This window comes from Altererythrobacter sp. MTPC7 (assembly GCF_042851395.1).
Lineage (GTDB): Bacteria > Pseudomonadota > Alphaproteobacteria > Sphingomonadales > Sphingomonadaceae > CAJXSN01.
Map to the genome: position 1 here is coordinate 196,699 of NZ_BTGS01000002.1, position 25,229 is coordinate 221,927.

General features: G+C 65.3%; 24 protein-coding genes. 18 read left to right on the forward strand and 6 right to left on the reverse strand.

What is annotated here, in order from left to right; genetic code table 11:
- Window positions 1-2: 2 nt before the first annotated feature.
- Window positions 3-1,082: a branched-chain amino acid aminotransferase gene (locus ACGHJ7_RS02760; RefSeq protein ID WP_390474450.1), complete on the reverse strand. Its 1,080-nt coding sequence runs from the start codon at window positions 1,080-1,082 to the stop codon at window positions 3-5.
- Window positions 1,083-1,628: 546 nt separating this feature from the next.
- Window positions 1,629-2,216: a hypothetical protein gene (locus tag ACGHJ7_RS02765; RefSeq protein ID WP_390474452.1), complete on the reverse strand. Its 588-nt coding sequence runs from the start codon at window positions 2,214-2,216 to the stop codon at window positions 1,629-1,631.
- A gap of 34 nt (window positions 2,217-2,250) precedes the next feature.
- Between ACGHJ7_RS02765 and ACGHJ7_RS02770 the strand changes: the two genes are divergently transcribed.
- From ACGHJ7_RS02770 to ACGHJ7_RS02795, 6 genes are all read left to right on the forward strand, one after another.
- Window positions 2,251-2,988, forward strand: a complete 738-nt coding sequence (locus ACGHJ7_RS02770) for a TlyA family RNA methyltransferase (protein ID WP_390474454.1) — start codon at window positions 2,251-2,253, stop codon at window positions 2,986-2,988.
- A 118-nt stretch (window positions 2,989-3,106) separates the two neighbouring features.
- Window positions 3,107-3,661, forward strand: coding sequence for a TspO/MBR family protein (locus tag ACGHJ7_RS02775; RefSeq protein ID WP_390474456.1), 555 nt, complete (start codon window positions 3,107-3,109; stop codon window positions 3,659-3,661).
- Window positions 3,662-3,745: 84 nt separating this feature from the next.
- On the forward strand, window positions 3,746-3,994 hold the full coding sequence (locus tag ACGHJ7_RS02780; RefSeq protein WP_390474458.1) for an accessory factor UbiK family protein: 249 nt from the start codon (window positions 3,746-3,748) through the stop codon (window positions 3,992-3,994).
- Window positions 3,995-4,012: 18 nt separating this feature from the next.
- Window positions 4,013-4,633: a DNA repair protein RecO gene (locus ACGHJ7_RS02785; RefSeq protein ID WP_390474460.1), complete on the forward strand. Its 621-nt coding sequence runs from the start codon at window positions 4,013-4,015 to the stop codon at window positions 4,631-4,633.
- Window positions 4,634-4,651: 18 nt separating this feature from the next.
- Window positions 4,652-5,710, forward strand: a complete 1,059-nt coding sequence (gene leuB / locus ACGHJ7_RS02790) for a 3-isopropylmalate dehydrogenase (RefSeq protein ID WP_390474462.1) — start codon at window positions 4,652-4,654, stop codon at window positions 5,708-5,710.
- A gap of 24 nt (window positions 5,711-5,734) precedes the next feature.
- Window positions 5,735-6,823 carry a glycosyltransferase gene (locus ACGHJ7_RS02795; RefSeq protein WP_390474464.1) on the forward strand — a complete coding sequence of 363 codons (1,089 nt, stop codon included), beginning with the start codon at window positions 5,735-5,737 and terminating at the stop codon, window positions 6,821-6,823.
- A gap of 25 nt (window positions 6,824-6,848) precedes the next feature.
- On the opposite strand, the gene ACGHJ7_RS02800 is transcribed toward ACGHJ7_RS02795, so the two are convergent.
- Window positions 6,849-8,120, reverse strand: a complete 1,272-nt coding sequence (locus tag ACGHJ7_RS02800) for a glycosyltransferase family 39 protein (RefSeq protein WP_390474465.1) — start codon at window positions 8,118-8,120, stop codon at window positions 6,849-6,851.
- Between the two features lie 184 nt (window positions 8,121-8,304).
- Here ACGHJ7_RS02800 and ACGHJ7_RS02805 point away from each other — a divergent pair, with 184 nt between their 5' ends.
- On the forward strand, window positions 8,305-8,535 hold the full coding sequence (locus ACGHJ7_RS02805) for a hypothetical protein (protein WP_390474466.1): 231 nt from the start codon (window positions 8,305-8,307) through the stop codon (window positions 8,533-8,535).
- 125 nt (window positions 8,536-8,660) lie between these two features.
- Window positions 8,661-9,878: a trans-sulfuration enzyme family protein gene (locus tag ACGHJ7_RS02810; protein WP_390474467.1), complete on the forward strand. Its 1,218-nt coding sequence runs from the start codon at window positions 8,661-8,663 to the stop codon at window positions 9,876-9,878.
- Here ACGHJ7_RS02810 and ACGHJ7_RS02815 read toward each other — a convergent pair.
- Complete coding sequence (locus ACGHJ7_RS02815) at window positions 9,875-10,297, reverse strand: DUF6628 family protein (RefSeq protein ID WP_390474468.1); 423 nt, start codon at window positions 10,295-10,297, stop codon at window positions 9,875-9,877. The two genes, ACGHJ7_RS02810 and ACGHJ7_RS02815, sit on opposite strands and share 4 nt — an antisense overlap.
- A gap of 157 nt (window positions 10,298-10,454) precedes the next feature.
- Between ACGHJ7_RS02815 and ACGHJ7_RS02820 the strand changes: the two genes are divergently transcribed.
- The 6 genes from ACGHJ7_RS02820 to ACGHJ7_RS02845 all read left to right on the forward strand — a co-directional run bounded on the left by ACGHJ7_RS02820 (window position 10,455) and on the right by ACGHJ7_RS02845 (window position 18,312).
- Window positions 10,455-11,054 carry a 2-hydroxychromene-2-carboxylate isomerase gene (locus tag ACGHJ7_RS02820; protein WP_390474469.1) on the forward strand — a complete coding sequence of 200 codons (600 nt, stop codon included), beginning with the start codon at window positions 10,455-10,457 and terminating at the stop codon, window positions 11,052-11,054.
- Between the two features lie 89 nt (window positions 11,055-11,143).
- On the forward strand, window positions 11,144-12,406 hold the full coding sequence (locus tag ACGHJ7_RS02825) for a Glu/Leu/Phe/Val dehydrogenase (RefSeq protein WP_390474470.1): 1,263 nt from the start codon (window positions 11,144-11,146) through the stop codon (window positions 12,404-12,406).
- A gap of 176 nt (window positions 12,407-12,582) precedes the next feature.
- Complete coding sequence (locus ACGHJ7_RS02830) at window positions 12,583-14,622, forward strand: alpha/beta hydrolase family protein (protein ID WP_390474471.1); 2,040 nt, start codon at window positions 12,583-12,585, stop codon at window positions 14,620-14,622.
- A gap of 103 nt (window positions 14,623-14,725) precedes the next feature.
- The gene (gene apaG / locus ACGHJ7_RS02835; protein ID WP_390474472.1) at window positions 14,726-15,124 is read left to right on the forward strand and encodes a Co2+/Mg2+ efflux protein ApaG; all 399 of its coding nucleotides are present in this window, start codon (window positions 14,726-14,728) and stop codon (window positions 15,122-15,124) included.
- A complete protein-coding gene (locus ACGHJ7_RS02840) occupies window positions 15,125-16,711 on the forward strand; it encodes a DUF2868 domain-containing protein (RefSeq protein WP_390474473.1) in 1,587 nt (528 codons plus the stop codon). It abuts the gene before it with no gap.
- Window positions 16,711-18,312 (forward strand): DUF3482 domain-containing protein, encoded by a 1,602-nt coding sequence (locus ACGHJ7_RS02845; protein ID WP_390474474.1) that lies wholly within the window; start codon window positions 16,711-16,713, stop codon window positions 18,310-18,312. The genes ACGHJ7_RS02840 and ACGHJ7_RS02845 overlap by 1 nt, the downstream gene beginning before the upstream one ends.
- On the opposite strand, the gene ACGHJ7_RS02850 is transcribed toward ACGHJ7_RS02845, so the two are convergent.
- The gene (locus tag ACGHJ7_RS02850; RefSeq protein WP_390474475.1) at window positions 18,293-19,687 is read right to left on the reverse strand and encodes a heme peroxidase family protein; all 1,395 of its coding nucleotides are present in this window, start codon (window positions 19,685-19,687) and stop codon (window positions 18,293-18,295) included. The genes ACGHJ7_RS02845 and ACGHJ7_RS02850 overlap by 20 nt on opposite strands.
- 200 nt (window positions 19,688-19,887) lie before the next feature.
- Here ACGHJ7_RS02850 and ACGHJ7_RS02855 point away from each other — a divergent pair, with 200 nt between their 5' ends.
- A complete protein-coding gene (locus tag ACGHJ7_RS02855) occupies window positions 19,888-20,679 on the forward strand; it encodes a LysR family transcriptional regulator (protein ID WP_390474476.1) in 792 nt (263 codons plus the stop codon).
- Here ACGHJ7_RS02855 and ACGHJ7_RS02860 read toward each other — a convergent pair.
- Window positions 20,656-21,447: a hypothetical protein gene (locus ACGHJ7_RS02860; protein WP_390474477.1), complete on the reverse strand. Its 792-nt coding sequence runs from the start codon at window positions 21,445-21,447 to the stop codon at window positions 20,656-20,658. The genes ACGHJ7_RS02855 and ACGHJ7_RS02860 overlap by 24 nt on opposite strands.
- A 369-nt stretch (window positions 21,448-21,816) precedes the next feature.
- Between ACGHJ7_RS02860 and ACGHJ7_RS02865 the strand changes: the two genes are divergently transcribed.
- From ACGHJ7_RS02865 to rpsG, 3 genes are all read left to right on the forward strand, one after another.
- Window positions 21,817-23,433 (forward strand): site-specific DNA-methyltransferase, encoded by a 1,617-nt coding sequence (locus ACGHJ7_RS02865; RefSeq protein WP_390474478.1) that lies wholly within the window; start codon window positions 21,817-21,819, stop codon window positions 23,431-23,433.
- Window positions 23,434-24,226: 793 nt separating this feature from the next.
- Window positions 24,227-24,598: a 30S ribosomal protein S12 gene (rpsL, locus tag ACGHJ7_RS02870; protein WP_067198316.1), complete on the forward strand. Its 372-nt coding sequence runs from the start codon at window positions 24,227-24,229 to the stop codon at window positions 24,596-24,598.
- 134 nt (window positions 24,599-24,732) lie between these two features.
- Window positions 24,733-25,203 (forward strand): 30S ribosomal protein S7, encoded by a 471-nt coding sequence (gene rpsG / locus ACGHJ7_RS02875; RefSeq protein ID WP_390474479.1) that lies wholly within the window; start codon window positions 24,733-24,735, stop codon window positions 25,201-25,203.
- Window positions 25,204-25,229 lie beyond the last annotated feature (26 nt).

Consider the following 25,229-nt stretch of genomic DNA (forward strand, 5'->3'; position numbering starts at 1 on the left):
ACCTAAAGCTTCGTCACCCAGCCGTGGGTGTCCTTCGCTGCGCCTTTCTGGATCGCCACCAGCCGCTCGCGCAGTTTGGTGGTGAGCTGGCCGGGGCCGCCGTTGCCGATGGTAAACTCTCCGTCCGGACCGGCGACCGTGCCCACGGACGTCACGACTGCCGCGGTGCCGCAGGCCATCGTCTCGGTCAGGCGGCCCATGGTTGCATCGGCGCGCCATTGGTCGATCGAATAGGGCTCCTCGCGCAATTGAAGGCCTTCCTCGCGGATGAGCTGGATCAGGCTGTCGCGGGTGATGCCCGGCAGGATCGTGCCGGTCAGCGGCGGGGTGACCACGCTGCCGTCGTCGAACACGAAGAACAGGTTCATGCCGCCCAGTTCCTCGATCCACTTGCGCTCGACCGCATCGAGGAAGACGACCTGGTCGCAGCCCTGCTCGATGGCCTCGGCCTGCGGGACGAGGCTGGCCGCGTAATTGCCCCCGGTCTTCGCCGCGCCCGTGCCGCCCGGCGCCGCGCGCACGTAATCCCGGCTGACCCAGATCTTCACCGCCGGTGCGCCGGACTTGAAATAGCCGCCGACCGGGCAGGCGATCAGGATATATTTGTACTGCTTTGCAGGCCGGACGCCGAGGAAGGCTTCGGAAGCGAACATGAAGGGCCGCAGATACAGCGCGCCGCCTTCGATGGTGGGGACCCAGTCCCGGTCCGCCGCGACGAGCTGGCGGATCGATTCCATGAACAGCTCCTCGGGCAATTCGGGCATCGCCATCCGGCGGGCGCTAGCGTTGAAGCGCGCGGCGTTCGCCTCGGGACGGAACAGGGCGAGGCCGTCATCCGCCTGCTTGTAGGCCTTCATCCCTTCGAACACTTCCTGCGCGTAATGCAGGACAGAGGCGGCGGGATCGAGGCTGATCGGTTCGCGCGGACCGATGCTGGCCTGATGCCAGCCACCTTTTTCCGCATCGTAGTCGATCACCACCATGTGATCGGTGAAATTGGTCCCGAAACCGGGGTCGAGCAGCACCTGGTCGCGCGTGGCGGACGGTACGGGCGCGGGGTGGGGGAGGGCCTTGAAATCCATAGTGCGCGCGTAATGGGACACAGCGGTTGAAGCAAGGTTATCGAGGGGGGTTGCGTGTTTGCGAACCGACTTCCGTCGGTTCGTCCTCGCTAGACGCGCAGCAAGCTGCGCCCGCTGCGGGCGGGCACGTCAGGGTGCATGCGTGAGGAAGCAAGGGGCACGGACGTGCCCCGCCCGCAGGGTCCAAACAAAAAATGAAAAGGGCAGCTTCTCGCCCGTAGGAGAAGCTGCCCCAAGCATGGTCAGCGGTCGTAAAATGCCGCTCACAAAGCCTTACTCGGCTAGAGAATGTTACCGAATATGCTCCGTGCGGGATTTCACCGACCTCGCAACTGAACCATGAGACATCGGATCACCTCCTTTCAAGCTATGAAGCAAGACCCCGCCGTTTCACCGGGGGCCGAGCAGGGCGTTCTGCGCCGAACTCGAGAGCGAATGTGAGTCCTTCGGACCGGGAAAACAAGCCTTGAAGAAATGTTTTCCCACGTCATACTCGCGCCTCCGTTTTCCAGGCGGCCGGTTGGTCTGGCGCCTTGTGCAAACAGCCTAGCGGCAATCCTCGATAACCCGTGTCACTTCGGCCCATGCCGGCACGTAGAGCGTCTCCAGCCCGCTCGTCTCGACGGCAAAGCGTCCGCGAGAGAATGCCATGGCATCCAGCAGCCGGTCGCTTGCCTGCAGCGTCGCAATGATCATCGGGCGGCCATCGGGCGAAGGCGTCGCCGTCAGCATCCGGTCCGCCGTTTCGGTGCGGATGCGCATGGGAAGCTCGCTGGCGGCATTGCCGGCGCGCACGATCCGCACGGTGCGGTCCGTCTTGCGGCATTCCAGGCCGAGACGAGCCGCCTCTCCGGCTGGACCGAACAGGGCGTAGCTGAGGCCCGCGCCGTCCGTGTAACTCCAGTCGCCCGGCGTCTGCGGTGCATCCAGCCAGTTCTCGTAAACCGGTGCAGGCGGAGGCGGCGGCGGCGCGGGCGCTGGCTGTACGGGCTGCGAAGGCGGGGGCGGTGTCGGTTCCGGCGCGGGCGGGGTGCAGCAGGCAACGCCAAGGCAGCCGATGAGCAGCGCAGCTTTTGCGGCGCGGCTACGCAGAAGGGGACGATGTGCGGGATTTCGATTCTGTGCAGGTGACATAGTGTCTCAATGCGCGCTAACCGCCTTCGGGTCCATGCCAAAGAAAATACGCCTCGACCAATTGCTCGTCTCGCGCGACCTGGCGCCCAGCCGCACCCGTGCTCAGGCGCTGGTGATGGCCGGCGCGGTCTTTTCCGGCGAGGTAAAGATGACAAAGCCCGGGCAGCAAATGGCAGAGGACGCGCCGCTGGAGGTGCGCGGCCGCGACCATCCGTGGGTGGGCCGCGGCGGGATCAAGCTGGCCCATGCTCTGGCCCATTTCGGCCTCGACCCCGCAGGCGTCACCGCGATGGATATCGGCAGCTCTACCGGCGGGTTCACCGACGTCCTGCTGACGAGCGGGGCGGCGCATGTCTTCGCCGTCGATTCCGGGACCAACCAGCTCGCCTGGAAATTGCGGCAGGACGACCGGGTGACCGTGCTGGAGCAGACGAGCGCGCGCATCCTGACGCCTGCCCATATCGACCGGCCCTGCGACTGGGTGGTGTGCGATGCGAGTTTCATCAGCCTGCAAAAGGTGCTGGAACGCCCGTTCGAACTGGCCGCGACCCGGTGCCGGGTTGTTGCGCTGATCAAGCCACAATTCGAGGTCGGGCGCGAGGAAGTGGGCAAGGGCGGCGTGGTGCGCGACCCCGCGCTTCATCAGCGTACCTGCGACGAGGTGCAGGCTTGGCTGGAGACGACCGGCTGGCGCGTGGAAGGCATCGTGGAAAGCCCGATCAAGGGGCCGGAAGGCAATACCGAATTCCTGATTACCGCGACCCGGGGCTAGGCCGCCCAGGGCTCCGGCGCGATTCCACAATGGGACAGATCGCCCGCAGCGCTTGCGCCTGCCTGTCCCACGGGGCAAACCCCGCGCCGTTGGTCGCACCGAATCGACTGGAGGATACATGACAGGTCTCGCCTCACGCGGGCAGCTGCGCGCAAGTTTGCTGCGCTGGTCGTTGTTCACGATCCCTGCCTGCGTCCTGCTGGGCTTCCTGTCCGGCTTCCTGTTCCAGTCGGGCCCCGAAAACCCGTGGTTCGCGATGCTGGAAAAACCCGCCATCTACCCGCCGCCGTCGCTGTTCGGCATCGTGTGGACGATCCTGTATGTCATGATGGGGTTCGCGCTGGCACTGGTCTGCGCCGCATGGGGCGCGCGTGGGCGGACGCTGGCAATCACGCTCTTCATCCTGCAATTCCTGGTCAATCTCGCCTGGACGCCGACCTTTTTCGGCGCGCAGGAGATCACGCTGGCCCTAATTGTCATCGGGGTGCTGGACGTTCTGCTGGTCGCGACCATCATCGCGTTCTGGCGGGTGAGGAAACTGGCGGCGATCCTGCTGCTGCCCTATCTCGCCTGGGCGCTGTTCGCGACCGTGCTGAATTACCAGTTCCTGCAGCTCAATCCCGATTACGATGCGCCCATGCCCAGCAATGCGGCCCAGCGTATCGAACTCTGAACGCATCGAACTCTGGGCGCATCGCTTTCTGACAGTGGGCGCAAAGCCCTTGCAGGAGCGGTGCCGGCACGCCAGATAGCTTCCATGCAGAGCCAGAACCCCATGATCGCCGATTTCGTGAAGCTGATGAACGGAGCGGCCGGCACCTTTGCCGGCATGACCCGCGAGGCGCGGGAAACGGCGCGGGAGCGCGTGAAGGAAACCGTCGGCGGCCTCGATTTCGTCAGCCGGGAGGAATTCGACGCGGTGAAGGCCATGGCCGCCAAGGCGCGCGAGGAGAACGAGGCGCTGGCCAAGCGGATCGAAGCGCTGGAAGCCAAGCACAAGCTGTAACGAGGCAAGGGCGCGCCCGTGGACCTGCGCGCGCCTGCGATCCTGCTGGCCGCGCGCGCGCACGGCGAAACCGCCGTCATCGCGCGGCTGCTGACGGAGCAGTACGGCGTGGTCGCTGCCTATGTTGCCGGCGGGCGGGGCCGCGTGCTCAGGCCGGTGGTCATTCCAGGTAATCTGGTCGAGGCCCAGTTGCGCGCGAAATCGGACAGCCAGCTGCCCTTCGCGAAGCTCGAATTGCTGGAAAGCCGCGGCCCGTGGCTGAGCGAGCCCCTGCCGGCCGCCGCGATCCAGTGGGTTACCGCGCTGACCGCCAGCGCGCTACCCGAACGCAGTCCGTATCCCGCGCTGTTCAACGCCTTGCAAGGCGTCCTTACCGCCATTTGCCAGGCGCCCAGCGCGCGCGGCTGGGCACGCGGCCTGCTTGTCTACGAGGCGCTGCTGCTGCGCGAAATGGGCTATGGCGGGATGCGGCCGGAGGCGGAGAGCCTAGCCGATATTGTCGCGGCCATGGAAAAACTGGAGGCGCCGATCGCCGAGTATTTGCTAACCGGGCGCACCCGGCAGGCGGCCGGACAGGTCCAGGGCCAGACGATGGCGGCCCGCGGCGCGCTGTTGGCGCGGCTGCGGCGAATGATTTGAGATACAGGCGGCAAGATCATGAAAATAGCGGTTTTTCCCGGTGACGGTATCGGCCCCGAGGTCACGGCGGAGGCCGTGCGGGTGCTGGAGACGCTGGACCTGCCGGGCCTGACCCTGTTCGAAGGCGATGTCGGCGCGGCTGCGTATCGTCGCCATGGCCACCCGCTGCCCGAAGAGACGCTGACCATGGCCCGCGAGGCCGATGCCGTGTTGTTCGGTGCGGTCGGCGATCCGTCCTGCGACAACCTGCCGCGCGGGCACCGGCCCGAACAGGCGGTGCTGGGCCTGCGCTCGCAGCTCGGCCTGTTTGCGAATTTGCGGCCTGCGACCATGTTCGAAGGGCTGGAGGATGCCAGCGCATTGAGGCCGGAGATTGCCCGCGAGATCGACCTGCTGATCGTGCGTGAACTCAATGGCGACGTCTATTTTGGCGAGAAGGGCACGCATACGCTGCCGGACGGCCAGCGCGAGGGCTGGGATCGCATGGCCTATTCGGCAGGCGAGGTGCGCCGCATCGCGCATACCGCTTTCCGCGCGGCGCAGACCCGCAGCAAACGCCTGACCAGCGTGGACAAGGCGAACGTGCTGGAAACCAGCCAGCTCTGGCGCGACGTGGTGATCGAAGTTGCGGCGGAGTATCCGGACGTGACGCTCGACCATCTCTATGTCGACAACGCCGCGATGCAGCTCGTCCGGGCGCCGGGGCAGTTCGATACGATCGTGACCGGCAATCTGTTCGGGGACATATTGTCCGACCAGGCCAGCATGTGCGTCGGCTCCATCGGCCTGCTCCCCAGCGCCAGCCTGGGCGAGCGGGAGACGCAGCACGGCATTTTCGGCCTTTACGAACCCATTCACGGCAGCGCGCCCGACATTGCCGGGCAGGGCAAGGCGAACCCGCTCGCCGCGATCCTGTCCGCCGCGATGATGCTGCGCCATTCCTTCGGCCGCGCACAGGACGCCGACCGGATCGAAAGCGCGGTGGCCCGTGTGCTGGCAGACGGGGTTCGCGGGTTCGACCTGGGCGGCGAGGCAGGGACAAGGGACCTCGGCGACGCGGTGCTGGCGCGTCTCTGAGGAGCCTTGTAACAGGCAGGGGCCATGCCCCAGCTTGCCGTCATCCTGCCCACCCTGAACGAGCGCGACAATCTGGCGTCGCTGGTCGAGCGGATCGCAGCCGCCCTGGCCGGTATCGCGTGGGAAATCGTCATCGTCGACGACGACAGTGCCGATGGCACGGCGGACCTTGCGCGCAGGCTGGCCGCGGCAGATGCCCGCATCCGGGTGCTGCACCGCATCGGGCGGCGCGGGCTTGCCTCTGCCGTGCTGGAAGGCGTGCTGGCGACGCCCGCGCGCTTCGTTGCCGTGATGGATGCCGACCACCAGCATGACCCGGCCTTGCTGGAACGCATGCTGGACTCGGTTGCGAACGGCCATGCGGACATTGCCGTTGCCTCCCGCTTCATGGAGGGTGCCAGCGCGGCGGGCCTGGACGGGGCGGGGCGCGTAAAAGCCTCCGGCCTTGCCAACCGGCTGGCGCGGGCCGTCACCGGCGTCCGGCTGAGCGATCCGATGAGCGGATATTTCCTGATGCGGACCGACGCCCTGCGCGCGCTTGCCCCGCGTCTGTCGGGCATCGGGTTCAAGCTCCTGCTCGACATCCTGTCTGCCGCGCCGGGGCAATTGCGCGTGACCGAGGTTCCGCTGCATTTCGCGGAGCGGCGCAGCGGGACCAGCAAGCTCGACAACGCGGTCGCCTTCGAATTCCTCGTCGGCCTCTACGACCGCTATCTGGGGCGGATCGTGCCGACGCGCTTTGCCATGTTCGCCAGCGTCGGCGCGCTGGGGGTGGCCGTGCATGTCGCGGTGCTGGCGCTGCTGCATGTGGCGCTTGGCAGCGGGTTCGTGTTCGCGCAGGCGCTGGCGACCCTTGCCGCGATGACGTTCAATTTCTGGCTCAACAACCTTCTGACCTATGCCGATCGCAGGCTGCGGGGGGTGGGGGCGCTGCTGGGCGGATGGGCGGGGTTCTGCCTGACCTGCTCGGTCGGTGCGCTGGCCAATGTGGGGCTGGCCGGTTTTCTTGAGGCGCGCGGCCTCTACTGGCTGCTGGCGGGCGGCGCCGGTATCGTCATCGGGGCGGTGTGGAATTACGCCTTGTCCAGCCGGTTCGTCTGGGGCCGGTTCTGACGAGTACAGGCCGGAGCCGCCTGCGTCAGGTCCAGCTTTCCAGCCACGACCACTTTTCGAAGCTGCGGATATTGTCCAGCGGCGCAGCGCTCAGGATCGGGTAGTAGAACGCAAACAGCGCGAGGCTTGCCCCGACCGTGCCGATCATGGGCCAGCGCAGGCCCCGCTGCCAGAGTGCGTCCAAAGCCAGCGCCAGCGCGGCCAGCAGGAAACAGCTGGCCGCGAAATAGTGGTAGTAGAACTGCGTCGGCTTGGCCGCGACGATCCAGAAGCCCAGCGCCGCCGCATACAGCACGAGCACGGCCAGCGCGTCCATCCGCCGCTTGACGAGGCCTGCCCAGGCACACCATGCGAGCGCCGGAAGGGCGATGAGCATGGTCAGCGGATTGCCGATCAGCATGACCCCGCGCTGCGCCCCGTCGACGCCTTCGTAGAGATACCAGATCGCCCGCCAGTTCAGCACCCAGTCGGCCCACATGCTCTGATAGGTGTGCGGTGCCTTCACGCTCTGCTGCAGGTCCAGCATCGTGTGCTGCAGGCCGGGCAGGGACGTCTCGGCGAAGGGCGAGGGGGACACCAGCAGCGCCGGTGCGAAGCTGGCGCAATAGACCAGCAGCGGCACGGCGCCCAGCCACAGGGTCGCCTCGGCCAGGGTGATGCCGGGTACGGGCGCGCCCCGCCGGCTCATCAGCAGCCGCCTGCGACCGGCACTCCAGCGCGCGGCCAGGAAGGTCAGGCCGAACAGCGGCGCAAAGGGGATCATCGTCCACTTCACCGCGAGCGCGGCCCCGACCGCGATGCCGCACAGGGCAAGCCGCCAGCGGCCCGTCTCCGGTTCGCGCACCGCGCCCGCCGCCTGCCACAGAGCCAGGCCGAGAAACGCAATAAACAGCCCGTCCAGCATGGCGATCCGCGCATGGACGAACAGGTGGAACCCGCTTGCAAGAAGCAAGGCGTAGCCGATCGTGGCTGCCCTCCGCTCGCTGGCGAACCACAGGGCGCGGGCAAAGGCGAACAGGGCGATGGTGCCCGTCACGGCCGAGGGCAACCGCCAGCCCAGCGGCGTATCGCCGAAAACGGCGATGCTGGCAGCGATGATCAGCTTGCCGAGCGGCGGATGCTCGGCATTGGGCCAGCCTTCGAGGTCCAGCAGGATGCGGGCTGCGGGGACGTAGTGGATCTCGTCGAAATACAGCTGCGAAGGCGTGGTTATGCGCCAAAGCACACCGCAAAGAAAAATGGCGCAGATGGCCAGTATCGGCCCCAGCGGGTCTTTCTCGTGTGTCGCGGGCGCCATGGGCCGGAATGAATACCAGCGCTTCGATGCTCTGCAACCGGATTTGCCGCGGCCGGGCAGCAGACCACGAATGCACGTGTCGCGAATTTACAATCTTGAACCTGCGCGAGAATTTACGTCTGCCCCTTGGCGAGTTTAATTCGAAGCTTGTCGGTCGCTCAACCCCTCGACCTGGAGTGAACGCATGAAATCGAAAACCCTTGGAACCGCTGCCGCCGCGGCAGGCCTGGCGCTCGCGCCGGTCGCTGCAGAGGCGACCATCCCGGAACGGATCGCGCCCATTGCCGGCGAAAGCGAAATCGGCGGCGGCGACGCCAAGCCGACGCTGATCATCCTGGCCGTCGGCGCGATCGGCATCGCCTTGCTTGCCCTGACCGGAGACGATGACGACGACGATATGCCGGTCAGCACCTGACCAGGCCGTCCTTGACGACAATACGAGCGGGGCTCCCCTGTCGGGGGCCCCGTTTTCGATTCCGGTTCCCTCGGCCCGCCGTGAACCTTGCCGCGCGCTGGCGGTGTCTCTAAGCGACGGACGCGATGAAAAAGACCACCGGAACAGACCGCACCGTCACCCGCAACTGGCGCCCGGCCACCCAGGCCATACGCGGCGGCACATGGCGCAGCGAGCATGGCGAGACGAGCGAGGCGCTGTTCCTCACCTCCGGCTATACCTACGACGATGCGCAGACCGTGGCCGACCGGTTCGCGGGCGACGCGCCGGGCATGACCTATTCCCGCCTCCAGAACCCGACCGTGGCGATGCTGGAGGAACGCATCGCCCTGATGGAAGGGGCAGGAGCGTGCCGCGCGCAGGCGAGCGGCATGGCCGCGATGACCGCCGCGCTGCTGTGCCAGCTTTCTGCTGGAGACCACTGCGTTGCCGCGCGCGCCGCCTTCGGCAGTTGCCGCTGGCTGGTCGACAATCTGCTGCCGCGCTTCGGGATCGAGACCAGCGTGATCGACAGCGCCGACAACGATGCGTGGGAAGCCGCGATCCGTCCCAACACCAGGGTCTTCTTCTTCGAGACGCCGGCCAACCCGACGCTGGACGTGGTCGATCTCGCCCATGTCTGCGCGCTGGCGAAAGCGCACGGCATCACGACCGTGGTGGACAATGCGTTTGCCAGCCCCGCGCTGCAGCGCCCGATGGAATTCGGCGCGGACGTGGTGGCCTATTCCGCGACGAAGCTGATGGACGGGCAGGGCCGCGTGCTGGCCGGGGCCATTTGCGGCAGCGAGGAATGGATCGAGGACGTGCTGCTTCCCTTCCAGCGCAATACCGGGCCGAACTGCGCCCCGTTCAACGCATGGGTCGTGCTGAAAGGGCTGGAGACGCTGTCCCTGAGAGCGCACCGGCAGAGCGAGAACGCGGTCGCGCTGGGCCAATTCCTAGAACCCCGGCTGGAAAAGGCGGGCGGGCGCATCCTGCATCCCGGCCTGCCCAGCCACCCGCGCCATGACCTTGCAAAGGCGCAGATGGAGGCGACCGGCCCCATCTTCGCCTTCGATGTGGGCACGCGCGCCCGTGCCTTTGCGGTGCTCGATGCGCTGGAACTGGTCGATATCAGCAACAACATCGGCGATGCGCGCAGCCTGATGTGCCATCCCGCCAGCACGACCCATGCCGGCATGGCGGCCGATGCGCGGCAGGACATGGGCGTGACCGAGGGCCTGCTCAGGATCAATGTCGGGCTGGAGGATATCGCCGACATTACCGAGGACCTGGACGCAGCCTTGAAGGCCGCCGGGATCTAGCTTTTCCAGCCGCGCCTGCAGGCCAGCGCGCGCAATTCCCGGCCGAATGCGAGGGCGGTATCGCGCGCCGCGCACGATTTCGCATCGTCGGTCAGTGCGGCCAGCACATCCAGCCCGCCATTTTCCATCAGTTCGATAATCAGCCCCTCGTCACGGGTCATGCCGGTGGCGCAGCACGGGGCGAGGTGGATGGTGCGGCCCGATGTACGGCCCAGATCGACGAGGAACGCGCGCCCCAGCACCAGCAATTTGCGGAAATGCGGTCCCGCCGCATCCATGGCCAGCATGCTGGCACGCGAATCGAGCGGACCATGAACGGCCATCCTGCGCACGAGTATCAGGCCGAGCGTCGCATGACGCGTATCCGGCAGGGGCAGGGCGAGAGGAGAAGCGGGCGTGTGGGACGATTGACCGGGCATGGAGTATCCTTTCCGGCATGATGGTATGCTAATGCGAATGAATTGCAACAACGGATGTCGTAGCGCCGGTGGAGAACGAACGGCCGACCTCGACCTTTCCTTTCGGCCATGGCTGGCACAGAACGGGCACGCAACAATCACGCAAGGGGGATGCAACATGGCCAAAACGGTAGAGTTCATTTTCGATTTCTCGGCACCGAACGGCTATCTCGCCTGGTATCCGCTGAAGGACATCGCGGCGCGCACCGGCGCCGACATCGCGATCACGCCGGTTTATCTGGGCGGAATGCACAAGCTGACCGGCAATGCCCCGCCGATGATGCGCGATGCGGATGTGAAGGGGAAAGTCGAATACGCGCGGCTGGAATTCGAACGCTTCCTTGAAAAGCATGGGCTGACGCGTTTCCGCATGCATCCGGACCTGCCGTTCAATTCCATCCTCGTGCAGCGCGCTCTGGTCGCGTGCGATGCGGATCGCCGCGGGGCCATGCTCGATTGCCTGCTGCCGGCGATCTGGGAAGACAATATCGCGGTCGGCGATCCCGAAGCGGTGGCTGCGGTGCTGGAACGCGGCGGCTTCGATGCCCGCGCCTTGCTGGAGCGGACGCAGGACGCGAGTGTGAAGCAGCAGCTGGCGGACAATACCGAGAAGGCGGTGGAGCGCGGCGCCTTCGGCATCCCGACTTTTTTCATCGGTGACGAGATGTTCTTCGGCAAGGAACGGCTCGGCCAGATCGAGGAAATGCTGGGCGGCTGACCGCGCTACATGGAACCCGCCGCGTTCCCCCGCGCTATGTCTTGCAAGGGCCCGCTCCCGGGCAAAGACGATGCGAATGGGAATACCTCATGGGAAATATGCTGAGCGCCGCGCGCGCGAGAATGCACCGCGCGGCGGACAAACTGGACCTGGCGCAGGAGACGGTCGAGCGGCTCGACTATCCGACGGAAACGCTGGCCTTCTCCATCCCGCTGCGGCGCGATGACGGATCGCTGGAACAGCTCAAGGGCTGGCGGTGCCGCTACGATTCGACGCTCGGCCCGACCAAGGGGGGCATCAGGTTCCACCCCAGCGTGTGCGAGGACGAGGTCCAGACGCTGGCCTTCCTGATGACCATGAAATGCGCGCTGATGGGATTGCCCTTCGGCGGGGGCAAGGGCGGCGTCAGCGTGGATGCGGGCGACCTTTCGCTGATGGAGAAGGAGCGCGTGGCGCGCGGCTATGTCCGCAGCGCCGCCCGCATCCTGTCCCCCGACCGGGACGTTCCCGCGCCCGATGTCGCGACCGGCACGCGGGAAATGGCGTGGATGGTCGATGAATATGGCGCGCTGACCGGCGGCATCGAGCCGCATGCCTTCACCGGCAAGCCTGTCGCGCTTGGCGGGATAGAGGGGCGCACACCGGCAACCGGGCGGGGCGGTCTGCTCGCGCTGGAAGCCATGCGGGAAAGCCTGGGGCTGGACGGCAGCGACGGCCTGAGCATTGCGCTGCAGGGTTTCGGCAATGCGGGGACGTGGTTCGCCCGGGCCGCCGTGGATGCGGGGCACAGGGTCGTCGCCATCTCCGACAGCAGCGGGATGGTCAGCGATGCGCAGGGACTGGACATCGATGCGGTGATCGAGGCGAAGGAAAAGGGCGGCTCCGTCACCGATTACGACGGCGGCGAGACGTCCGATGACGGTAGTGCAATCGTGGAGGTGGAATGCGACGTGCTGGTCCTCGCCGCGCTCGGCGGGGTCATTGCGGATGCGGACGATGTCGGAAAGCTGTCTTGCAAGGCCATCGTGGAAATCGCCAATCGCCCGATCCTGTCCGCAGCCGACGAACCCTTGCGCGAGGCAGGCATCGACGTCGTGCCGGACATCCTCGCCAATGGCGGCGGCGTCACGATCAGCCATGCCGAATGGGTACAGGGCCGCACCGGTCTGGGGTGGGACGCGGAAGAGGTGGACGACTACCTTCAGGAAAAGATGGAAGACGCGGCAGAACAGGTTCGCGACCTGATGGAAGACAAGGGGCTCGACATGCGTACCGCCGCCTACGGCGTCGCGCTAAGGCGCCTGTGCGCCGCCATCAGCGCCACCGGCACGGCGGAGGATTTCGGCGGGTAGGCAGGCGGGGTTGTCCTTGTGTCTCGGCGGGTTAGGATAGCCGCCTGATACAAGGAATACAGATGATCTGCCTGCCGACACTGCTGCGCGTGCTTGCGCCTCTCATCTGCACCGCATCGTTCGCTGTTCAGGCCCTTGCAAGCCAAGGGCAGCCGGAGCCAAAAGAGGGGCCGCAGGTGGCCGATGCGATGGCTTCGAGCGATCCCGATATCTCGCTCGAAGCCATGACGCAGGCCGCGTTCCTTTCCGCTCCGCGGCTTTCGCCCGATGGCAGCATGCTGGGCCATTTCGTAAGCCGTGACGACAAACGTATGCTCGCTATAGTGGATAGCGACAGTGGGAAGATGATCCGGCTATTCGGGCCGGCCGATGGCCTCGGGTTCACGAGGTGGCGCTGGGCTGGCAATCGCCGGGTACTCATCCATGGCAGTTTCTGGAGCTTGGGCTCGCTGCTCTATGGCGGCATCCCGTTCACGACGACCGAGGTGTTCGATCTCGACACAGGCAAGAGCAGCTTTGTCGGTTTCAAGGACCAGGGTTTCGAGGGGGACGATATCCTGCATGTCGATCCTGCCGGGCGCTTCGTGCTTTTATCGGTCAGCAAGAAAGATTTCGATCCGCCGGACGTCTGGCGCTTTCCGCTGGATGGATCGGGCGCCGATATGGCGGTCAAGGTTCAGCCCGCCGCTAATGGCATCGATGAGTGGTGGGCCGACGATGCGGGCTTGGTTCGGCTCGGCATGAAGTTTGTCGGCTCGAAGAAAGCGACGTTCTATTATCGCAGCGGTCCCGGCGAGGATCTCGATCGCGTTACCAAGATACGGTTCGACGATGAATCCGATCTGGAAAATTGGGGTGTGGTCAAGCTCACGCCGGGAACCGATCTGGGATACGCTTTGGTGGAGAACGCACAAGGCAGGCAGGAACTGCGGCGATTCGATTATGCAACCGGTACGATGGGTGAGCTCGTCTATTCTGACCCGGTATGGGATGTGACCGGTACCGTGTTTGGCGATGACGGCAGTCTCGATGCGGTCGAGTACGTCGACGACACCGAACAGCGCGAGTGGCTCGATCCCCAGGTCGCGAAAATACGCGCGCAATTGGCGCAGGCTCTCGGGCAAGGCGATACGAAAATCCTGCAACGCACACCTGCGGGCAAAATGCTGGTCTGGCACGGTTCGGCTTCCGATCCGGGTGTCCTTTATATCTTTCATCCATCGCGCGGGCAGCTCGCTGTGTATTCCGAACTTTTTCCCGGTCTTGACGAGACGCGCACGGCTGCGCCCAAACCTATCCGCTACACAGCGCGCGACGGGACGGTTATTTCGGGTTACATGACACTCCCTGCTCCAGCAGCCGCGCAAGGCGATGGCGCGGGGCCGCATCCCTTGATCGTACTGCCGCATGGGGGACCTTACGGAGTGCGCGACACGCTGGACTATGATCGCAATGTTCAGGTTCTTGCGACCCGCGGTTACGCGGTGCTGCAGCCGAATTTTCGGGGCTCGTCGGGCTTTGGACGATCGTTCGAAGACCTCGGAGTAGGGCAGATCGGTCGGGCCATGCAGGACGATCTCGACGATGCGGTGCATTGGGCCGTAGAGGAGGGCCACGCCGATCCCGATAAGGTTTGTATAGTTGGCGGAAGCTATGGCGGATATGCGGCGCTTTGGGGCGCCATCCGCAACCCTGACATCTACCGATGCGCGGCAAGTTGGGCGGGGCCGACCGACCTCGACGAACAAATCAAATATTCCAGGGGCGAATTCATTTCCCGCCGCGCGGGCAAGAGATGGAGCAACCGGCTCGAGGGGGAAAATACGGGCGAGCGCTTCGATCTCGACGAGGTCAGTCCTGCAAAGAAAGTCGAGTCCCTGACGCGCCCGGTGCTAGTAGCGCATGGAACACGCGACCGCATCGTCCCGATCGAGCAATTCGAAGCTTTCGAAAAGGCAGCAGAGAAAGCGGGAAAGACGATAGAGACCTTGAAAATCACCGGTGCCGATCACGGTTTCGGCACGGCGGAAAGGGAAGTTGAATGGCTGGAAGCGCTACTTGGCTTCCTCGCCGAGCATAACCCGACTTCTATCCACACGCCCGATGGTTTCGCAGCGGAGCGTGCAGTCGTTCATGCAGAGAAGGAAAGGCTCAAGGCGCAAAAAGATGCGGAAGGCGAGACCAGCGACGCTAGCGAGGCGATCATCGCGAACTGAGCGCGGCGATGTAAAGCCGATCCGCCGTCATCCCCGCTGGTGGAAAAATAGCCCTAAGCCCCCCTTGCGCGTGGTGGCCAACCGCTTACCCTCTCGAATCGTGATGAAAGACCTATTCCAGCACGCCGCGACCACGCATGACGTCACCGTTCGTGTGTCGGTCAATTTCCTGCCCGAACAGAGCCAGCCGGATGCCGGAAAGTGGTTCTGGGTCTATCACATCCGGATCGAGAACGGGTCCGAACAGGCCATCCGCCTGATGACGCGGCATTGGCGCATTACCGATGGGCGCGGGATGGTGAACCATGTCGATGGCGACGGGGTGGTGGGCGAAAACCCGCTGCTGCAGCCCGGGGCCTCGCACGATTACGTGTCCGGCTGCCCGCTGTCGACGCCGCACGGGTCGATGGAAGGGTTCTACACGTTCGAGACCGATAACGGCCCGCTGGAAGTCCGCATTCCCTTCTTCCCGCTCGCAGCGCCCGCCACGGCGGACAGGTAATTGGCGAAAGCCGCCGCGGGGAAGAGTGCGCGGACACGTCCGGGCCGCGGCATCGCCCTGGCAGAGGACGATGCCCGCAATCTCCTGCTGGTCCGCGCGGCCGAGATGCGCGACCGCGACGAACAGCTGCTGACCCGCGAAGACCGCGCGCAGGCCGATGCCTTCGCGCGCGAAGCCGCGTCCGGCGAGGGCCGCCGCGCTCCGCAGGTCTTCCTGGCCGCCAGATCGCGCTTCGCGGTCCAGCGGCTGGAGGCGCGGCATCCCGGCATTGCGCGTGCTCTGAAAGTCTCCCGCTTTCCCCGCTGGCTGTTCGTCATCCCCGGCGCGGCATTCGTTCTGGGCGTGCTCAGCAACGAACTGGACGGGGGCAGCCGGATGGAATTGCTGGCCTTTCCCCTGCTGGGCGTGATTATCTGGAACCTCATCGTCTATGCGGGCATACTGCTGGGCCCGATCATCCGCCTGATCCGCGGCAGGGACGACGAAGACCGCCAGCCGCGCCGCCAGTGGTGGCAAATCCTCGGCAATCCGCTCGCCGCACTGGGAAGCAATGGAAGCGGGGGCGGGGCCGGCACCCTGTCCCGGGGCGTGCTGTGCGATTTCGCGCGCGACTGGGCCCGCGCGTCGGCAAAGCTCAACGCATCGCGCATCGCGCTGATCTTTCATCTCGCCGCCGCCCTCTTCGCGATCGGACTGGTGGCAGGCATATTCCTGCGCGCTCTGACGACGGAGTACCGCGCAGGCTGGGAAAGCACCTTCCTCGGCGCGGGCGAGGTCGAGGCGCTGCTTTCCCTGCTGCTTGGCCCGGCATCCCTGCTGACCGGCATCGCGATACCCGATGATAGCGGCATTGCCGCGCTGCGCTGGACGGGTGAGGGCGCCGAGGGCATCCGCACGGGCGGGGCTAATGCCGGCCCGTGGATCATCCTGTGGACCGCGACCGTGACCGGCGTGGTCGCCGTTCCCCGCCTGCTGCTGGCGTGGTGGCAGGCCGTCCGGGCAAGGATTGTCGCAGGCCGTATCCGGGTTCCGGGGCGGGACGATTTCTATGTTCGCCGCCTGCTGCGAAGTGTCGGCAAGGGCGCATCCGGCGGCGGCATCCGGGTCACGCCCTACGCCTATACACCCGGCGACGGCGCGCGCAGTTCGCTGCAGACCGCCCTGCGCGACGTCATCGGCGAAGGCGCAGAGGTCACGATCGACCCCGCCTGCCCCTATGGCGCGGAAGAAGACTGGCTGGCGCGCATCCCGCCGGACGAGGACGCGGACCTGCATATCGTCCTGTTCAGCCTGTCGGCCACGCCCGAGGCGGAGAACCACGCGACCTTCGTGCGCCTGCTGCGCGAATTCTACGATCATGCAGGGCAGGGCGTGCGCGTTGCAGCATTGGTCGACGAACAGCCTTTCCGCGCCCATTTCGCAGGACAGGCCGGGCTGGATCGGCGGATCGAGGAGCGGCTGGAAAGCTGGAGCCGCATGATGGCGGACGTGCATGCCCCGATGCTGTCGCTCAGCCTCTACGGCCATCCCCCGCGCGATGTCGTGGAGCGGCTGGAAAATACGCTCCTCGGACAGGAGGCGCACTGATGGCGAGCGCGCCCCTTTCCCCCGGCCCGGTTCCCGAAGCGCCGATCCCCGAAGCAGCCGGCACGACCGTCAATCTCAGCCTCATCAGCCACACCAATGCGGGCAAGACCACGCTGGCGCGCACCCTGCTGGGCAAGGATATCGGCGAGGTGCGCGATGCAGCGCACGTGACCGATCTCGCCAGCGGGCACGTGCTGGTGCAGGCGGGCGGCGATACGCTGATGCTGTGGGATACGCCCGGTTTCGGCGACACGGCGCGCCTGCTCGATAGATTGCGGATGAGCGGCAATCCCGTCGGCTGGTTGCTGACGCAGGTTTGGGACCGGTGGCGAGAGCGGCCCCTGTGGTCGAGCCAGCAGGCGGTGAAGAACGCGCGGGAGCAGGCCGACGTCATCCTCTACCTCGTCAACGCGGCGGAGGATCCCGCGGCGGCATCCTATGTTTCGCTGGAAATGGAAGTGCTGGCATGGATCGGCAAGCCGGTGCTGATCCTGCTCAACCAGATGGGCAGCCCGAAGGAGGATACAGGCGGCGAGACCCAGAAATGGCTCGCCCATGTCAGCGCCCATGCCGAGGTGGCAGGCGCGCTGCCGCTCGACGCCTTTGCCCGGTGCTGGGTGCAGGAAGGCGTCCTGCTCGACCGCGTGGCCCCGCTGCTGGGCGAGGAGAAGCGCCCCGCGATGGAGCGGCTGGAAGCGCGGTGGAAGGAACTCAACCGGGAACGCTTCGATGCCTCGATGGCCGCGCTTGCCGCGCCGCTCGCCGCCGCCTTGGTGGACAGTGAGAAGGTCGAAGGCGGGGGCTGGCGCGACGGGCTGGCAAAGGCGCTGACCGGCGGGAAGAACGACGCCCGCGCCGCGACGAAGGCGATGGAGGCGCTGTCCGAACGGCTGGCTGCGGGAACGCGCGAAAGCACGGAGCGCCTGATCCACCTGCACAATCTGTCGGGCAGTGCGACGCGCAAGGTGCTGGAACGGCTGAGCGAGGATTTCCGCCATTCCGACAAGGCGCCGGAAGGCTTCTCGGCCCTGCTGGGCGGCATTCTGTCCGGCGCGGCCACCGGGGTCGCCGCCGACGTGATGGCAGGCGGCCTGACGCTGGGCGGCGGAATGATCGTGGGCGGGGTGCTGGGCGCGATCGGCGCGGGCGGCCTTGCCAAGGGCATCAACCTTGCACGGGGGGATGACGACGCGCATGTCCGCTGGAGCCGCGATTTCTTCGCCCGCATCCTGGGCGCATCGCTGCTGCGCTATCTCGCCGTGGCGCATTTCGGGCGCGGCCGCGGAGAATGGGAGGAGGGCGAGCATCCCGAATACTGGATCGCCCATGTCGAAGGCGTGCTGACCCGGTACGAGAACGAGATTTCGGCGCTTTACGCCAAGGGACAGAGCGTCGGGCGCACGGCACTGGAAAAGGAATTGCGGACCCTGCTGGAAACCTGTGCCACGCGGCTTTTGGTCCGCCTGTATCCGGAGGCTGCGAAGATTCTCGGCACGCCGCCGGAGCCCGCCGGGGGCGAGCCGGAAGACGGGGGCGACCCGACCGGCGAAAACGCGCCGGAAAGGCCGCCATCCCCTGTCGTCAGGGATTGGTCGCGGTAAGGATCTTGCCGAGCGAGTCCCACGCGCTGCGCGGGGTCCAGTTGCGATTGGTGCCGAGGAAGGAATGGTCGTCCAGTTCGAGCAGGCCGATGATCGTCTCCGCCACGATCCGTGCACCCACCGGGCCCAGCCCTTCGCCTTTCTCGAAACCGCCATTCGTGCGCTCGCGGCCGATTTCTTCCGCTTCTGCCAGCAGATAGAGCCACAGCGGGATGCCCTTGCGGCCGAGACCCAGGTCTTCGATTTTGTCGCGCACCTTGTCGATCTCGTCCGCCGGGCGTTCCATCTTCTCGGCGACCTTCTCGCCGCCGGGCAGCAGGAAGACATTGCCGCGCATCAGATTGCGCGTGGCGAGCGATTTCTCGTCCGCCGACCCCTGAACGAAGGGAAGGGCCAGCAGGATGGAGGCGAGTTTCGTGTCCAGCTGGTCGGCCCGCTCGACCGAACGGTTTTGCGGCGTGTCGAAGATCTCGTGCATGTCGACGACCGCATCGGGCGAGGCCAGCGGCGAGAACCCGCTTCCCAGCACGCTGCCGAACAGGTCGTGCTTCGCGCCGTGCTTTTGCGTCTGCACCTTCAGCGGGATCATGGAGTGGCCGAAGCGGTAGGCCGCGACGGAGAACTCGACCGGGATATAGGGATGGCCGCCGCAATAATAGCGCCGCCCGCAGCCCAGTATGTCCTCCACCACCGCGTCTCCGCACAGGGCGGTCAGGAAATCGAACACGACCGCGTGCTGGTAATGCCACGTGGCGATCTGGCGGGCTTCCTCGAACAGTTCCGCGCGGCGCAGTTCGGGATGTTCGCCCTTCAGGGTGTCGACCACGTGGTTGTGGAACCGGATCATGGCGAGTTGAATCTGGCTGATGATGCGGTTCTCGTCATTGCGCGGGTCGCCGATGATGGCGCGCCCGTTGGCGGCGCGCGGCAGGTCGTCCGGCGCGCCTTCCAGCAGCTTCGCGCCGCGGAAATCGTCATCGTCGTCGGTGTAGAGATAGGGCTGCGCTTCGGGCCCCAGGCCGTACACGCAATCGAGGTCCAGCGTGGGCGTGCGGACATTCGGGATCTCTTCCGCATCGTTCACCACCTGGCGGAAGCTGGTCGTCGCATCCAGCGTGATGTCGTGGTCGAGGAACTGGCCGAAGAAGATCATGCCGACAGGGACGGATGCGGTTTTCTTCTTCGCGCTCCCCGAATCCATCGGACCGCCCGGCCTGCCGACGGCAGACAGGCTGGCCTGCCCGACATAGCCGGGGGACAGATCCGGAAACATGCGCCCGAAACGGTCCTCTCTTCCACCGCCCTGATAGTTACTGCTACAGTAACGCTGCATTCCTGAAAGCGTCATCATGCCGTGATGTGTACGGGAACCCATGTCATTCTCCTTTGGTTAAATGAAAAGTAAGCATACTCCTTGCGACTCGGTTTCTTGTTATTTACGGAAGCGTAATACAGTCCGGTCGCGTCAGCGGCGTTACAGGTTTGAGGCGTTTTCTATATTTGCGACTTCACGCCCCTTGCGTGCGATGAGCGGACGGCTTGCCGTGCCTTGCGCGCGCGCCTAAATCGGCCGCCATGAAGCGCACCCATCTCCCCCTCAACGCCCTGCGCGTGTTCGACGCCGCGGCCCGGCACCTCAGCTTCACCCGCGCCGCGGACGAGCTGGCGGTGACGCCTGCCGCCGTGGGCCAGCAGATCCGCGCGCTGGAGGATCACCTCGGCACCGTCCTGTTCCGTCGCACGTCCAAGGGGCTGAAACTGACGGAGGAAGGCTGCGCCGGTCTCGATTCCCTGCGCGAGGGGTTCCTGAAGTTCGAGGAAAGCGTGCAGGCGATGCAGGCGGGGCAGGCGAGCGATCGCTACACCATCGCCGCGCCGCGCGAATTCTACGCCCAGTGGCTCGCGCCCCGGCTGGCGGCCTTCCGCAGCGCCAATCCGGGCATCCATTACCAGCTGGTCGAGAACGAGGACGCCGACTTTACCGAGGCCAATCTCGATGTGGCGATCCGGCTGGTCGACGGGCCGGGCGAGCTGGAGGGCGTGGAACTGGCGCCCGCGCGCCGCGTGGTCGTCGCCGCCCCCGGCAGCAAGACGGAAGAATGGATCGACTGGCCCGGCGCCCCGTTGCCCGATGGCGCGGCCGCTACGGTGCAGGTCGGCAATGCCGGACAGGCGCTGTCGAGCGCGGTGGCAGGGCTGGGCAAGGCCGTGTTGCCATACCTGCTGGTGGAAGAGGCGCTGGAGGCCGGCAAGCTGGAGGCGCTGGAAGGCCCGGACGAGGGTCGCCGCGCCTACTGGCTGGTCGCCCCCACGCCGCAATGGCGACAGAAGAAGGTGAAGACGCTAGTCCAGCACCTGGCGGGGTGACGCCGCCAGGTCGCCCGCCGGCATGGAGGCGACGGGCGCGCAGACGATGGCATCGCACATCGGCGCCATCTGGCTGAGGCGATCGGCCCGCGCCGCGTCCCGGGCCTCGGCACGCGCCGCCCAGCGCGCCTCCAGCCAGCGCCGCCGCATGGCATCGAGCTTGCGGTCGATTTCGTCCAGCATTTCGTCGGCGCGCCTGTCCGCCGCAATGGCCTCGGCCTGCGTCATCCGCGTGCGCCGGGCAGGGCTGCCCCCGCCACCAGTCCCGCTATTAGGCCGGTAGGTATCGGGGCGGCGGTTCTGCAGGAGGAAGCGCAGGAGGTGGTTGTCCGGCTTGTCCCACGTGCCGAGCATTTTTCCGCCCGAGACGATGGGCGTGGGCGTGCCGATGGCGGCGCGCTCCATCGCAATGTCCTCCAGCCGCTGCACCCCGCGCTCCAGCGCCTCGTCCCAGGCGTGGGCAAACCCCTCCGCCCCCGGCCTGGCGCGCAGCTTGTAGAGCGCCTCCATCGATTTCCCGATGGCGCGCGCGGCGGTGGAGACGACCCCGGTCGCGGCCAGCGTGGCGATGAAGCGCCGCTGCCGCTCCGGCGTGATGGAATTGGAACGCGGCGCCGCATGGAGATAGGGCGCGAAACCGAGAAGCGGATCGTCGCCCTGCGGCTCGGGCGCAACATGCGCGGCGGCGGACGTGGCCTGGCGTTTTGTTTTGCGGGTAGCCTCAAGCGCCGGGGTTCGCGTTCGCTCACTCGGGCTATCCTCGCTCATGCGACCTGAAGGTCGCGTCGCTGCGGGCGGCCGGTCGGCCTTGCAGTCCGCTGGTCGCGGACCGTTCTCAGGAAGGACTGGGAGGTTCGGGGTGGGGCGGTCTGAACTCATGGCCCACCCTAGAATGCACATTCCCGCGATGTAGGAAAATAGTTTTTGGCGAGCGCTTCATCCGAGCCGCAGGCGAGGCAAGGGCGACCGCCCGCCCGAGCTAATGCGAGGAAGCCAAGCCGCACGGACGTGCGGCGCCCGGCGTTTGAGGGACGCAAACAAAAAACCGCAAAACGGAATACGGCTTGTGGCCAATCGCGGACCGCCACTGGCGCAACACTCGCAAGCGGGGTATCGAGAGAGTGAAGAGGGGGTCCGATGACCAATACGCTTTATTACGGCGACAATCTGCACGTTCTGCGCGAACATATCGCGGATGAGAGCGTAGACCTCGTCTATCTCGACCCGCCATTCAATTCGAACGCCAATTACAACATCCTGTTCAAGGGGCCGGAGGGCGGCCAGTCCGAAAGCCAGATCGAGGCGTTCGAGGATACCTGGCACTGGAACGAAAGCGCGGAGAGTGCCTTCGACGAGGTGATGCGCAGCGGTAATACCGATGCTTTCACGCTGCTGCGCGCGATGCGCGAATTCCTCGGCGACAACGACATGATGGCCTATCTTGCCATGATGGCGGTGCGGTTGATCGAACTGCACCGAGTGCTGAAGCCCACCGGCTCGCTTTACCTCCACTGCGACCCGACCGCGAGCCATTATCTGAAGCTACTCTTGGACGGGGTATTCGGGCCTGAGAATTTTCGGAACGAGATTACATGGCGTCGATATAGTCGGCCAAAGGGTTCGCAGTTCAAAGCGCGGCGCTTCGGCCGTTCAACGGACATCATTTTGTTTTACGGCAAGTCCGAAGATGCGGATTTTGATTTAGGTGCCGTGAGAGTTCCGTTGGGCGACGATGAACTGGCTGCACGCTACAATCGTGAGGATGAGAATGGGCGCTATTGTAGTGGGCCAATTCTCCGTTCTGAGGGAATGGGTCCGCGTCCAAACCTCGTGTATGAATATAATGGGTTTACGCCCGGACCAGCCGGATGGCGAATGACAAAGGAGAAGCTGAAAGCACTTGATGAACGCGGCGACCTTTACTGGTCAGGGACAGGCAATCCGCGACGAAAAGTGCGGCCCGGCGATGAAGCGTATGCCGTGCTCGATAATCTTTGGGATGACGTTCCTGCCTTAGAGGCGCACGCTAAGGAACGCCTTGGCTACCCCACCCAAAAGCCTCTGGCCCTGCTCGAACGCATCATCGCCGCCTCGTCCAACGAAGGCGACGTGGTGCTCGACCCGTTCTGCGGCTGCGGCACGGCGGTCCATGCGGCGCAGAAGTTGGGGCGGCAGTGGATCGGTATCGACGTCACCCACCTCGCCATCGGCCTGATCGAGAAGCGCATGAGCGAAGCTTTCCCCGGCCTCGAATTCGAGGTGAAGGGCCGCCCGCAATCGCTGCAATCGGCGCAGGACCTCGCCAAACGCGACAAGCATCAATTCGAGCTGTGGGCGCTGTCCGTGGTGGATGCTGACCCGTGGAAGGGCGGACGCAAGGGCGCAGATACCGGCATCGACGGCATCATCTGGTTCAAGCCCGACGGCAAGAAGACCGAGAAAGCCATCGTGGAGGTGAAGGGCGGCGGCGTCGGGCCGAAGGATATCGGGCGGCTGGCGCAAGTCATGGAACGGGAGAATGCAAAGATAGGCGTGTTCCTGACCGCAAATCTCCCTACCCGCGCAATGGAACGCGATGCGGCGGCAGTCGGTATCTGGACAAATAAATACACAGGCCGTCAGCACGCCCGGCTCCAAATCATAACTCTAGCGGAACTGTTTCAGAACAAACGGCCCGACATTCCGTGGATCGATACGAGTGTTGCGCGCAAGGCCAAGCGCGAGGACACGAAGAAGCAGGGCAAGTTGCTTTGAAATCTTGGAGGCAGAAATGAAGTGGGTTCTCGTCTTTGTAGTGTATGCTGCCCCGGTCGACGCGGTTGATTGGGATGGTCCTTGGGAGGTCGGTATGACCCGGATGGTGGAAGAACCATTCAATTCTCAGGCAGAATGTAGAAACGCTGCTATTCAGACGATTGGTCGCATCCACCAAGGTATGCTGGCACCAATACGCTACCGCTGCGTCCCTGTTGAGGCGCGGTTGCCCAAAGGCGCTCCGCGCTAGAGCACCTTGACCAATCCCCCCTCCCGCAGTAAACGCCCATCCATCCGGTGAAGGAATCGCCTTGCGCGTATCCAACGCCGGTCAGATAGAGCTGAACATTGCCGGTCATGTCCCGGGGGCCTGTCGCAGCAGCGACCAGGCTCTTTTCTATTGCAGCGAACCTTCCGGATCGCTCGGGGCAGCCGTCAGAGTAACCCGGTGGCCGTGCGGGCCGTTTGGGTGGAGCGTTTCAGGCTCGTGCTGGTGGCAGGGTGACGCGCGACAGGCGCGGCGTTCCTGTCAGCCGGACCCCGGATCAGGCCTGCTTTGCAGGTCTCCGACTCCCGGGGTGACGGCATCCTGCACGGACCCGGAAGCCTCCATCCTCATGAACCCGCTAGTCGCCGCCAGAAATCGGCCTCGGTCCTGCGTTTCGCGTATGGCTTTGGCCGGAACCTCATCAGGAAAAGTCGCCCGAGACGCTTGGGCGCTTTTCCGCCCGGATGAGGTGACCCGATCCGGCAAATCGCCGGGTCGGAAAACAAGGTGAAGAGAAAGACATCTATGCCGACGATCAACCAGCTGGTCCGCAAGGGCCGCGTTCCGCAGAAGACCAAGTCCAAGGTCCCTGCGATGGAAGCGAACCCGCAGAAGCGCGGCGTTTGCACCCGCGTCTACACGACGACCCCGAAGAAGCCGAACTCGGCTCTGCGTAAAGTTGCCAAGGTCCGCCTGACCAACCAGCGCGAAGTCATTTCGTACATCCCGGGCGAAGGCCACAACCTGCAGGAGCACTCCGTCGTGCTCATCCGCGGCGGCCGTGTTCGCGACCTTCCCGGCGTTCGCTACCACGTCCTTCGCGGCGTGCTGGATACGCAGGGCGTCAAGGACCGCAAGCAGTCCCGCTCGAAGTACGGCGCCAAGCGTCCGAAGTAAGGTTTAGGCGCGGCGGCGGTCCTCTCCTCCGCCCTTCCACCCACAGGGATAATTTCCGGGTGGAAGGGCGGGGGAGAGGGCCGGTGCCGCAAGGCGACACGCAGGTGTCGCCGCACTCCGAAGGAGTTTGAAATATGTCACGTCGTCGTCGCCCAGAGAAGCGCGTCATCCTGCCCGATCCCAAGTTCGGCGATCAGGTCCTGTCGAAGTTCATGAACAACCTCATGCTCGACGGTAAGAAGTCCACTGCGGAAGGCATCGTCTATTCCGCGCTCGATACGGTCGAGGCCAAGGCCAAGGCCGATCCGGTGCAGATGTTCCACGATGCGCTGAACAACATCAAGCCGCAGGTCGAGGTCCGCAGCCGCCGTGTCGGTGGTGCGACCTACCAGGTGCCGGTCGAGGTTCGCCCCGAGCGTGCCCAGGCTCTCGCCATCCGCTGGCTGATCGGTGCGGCCCGCGGCCGTCCGGAAACCACCATGTCGGCACGCCTGTCGGGCGAGCTGATGGATGCGGCCAACAATCGCGGCAACGCGGTGAAGAAGCGGGAAGACACGCACCGCATGGCCGACGCCAACCGCGCGTTCTCGCACTACCGCTGGTAGGGCGTTTAGCTTGCGGGCCGGGGCGA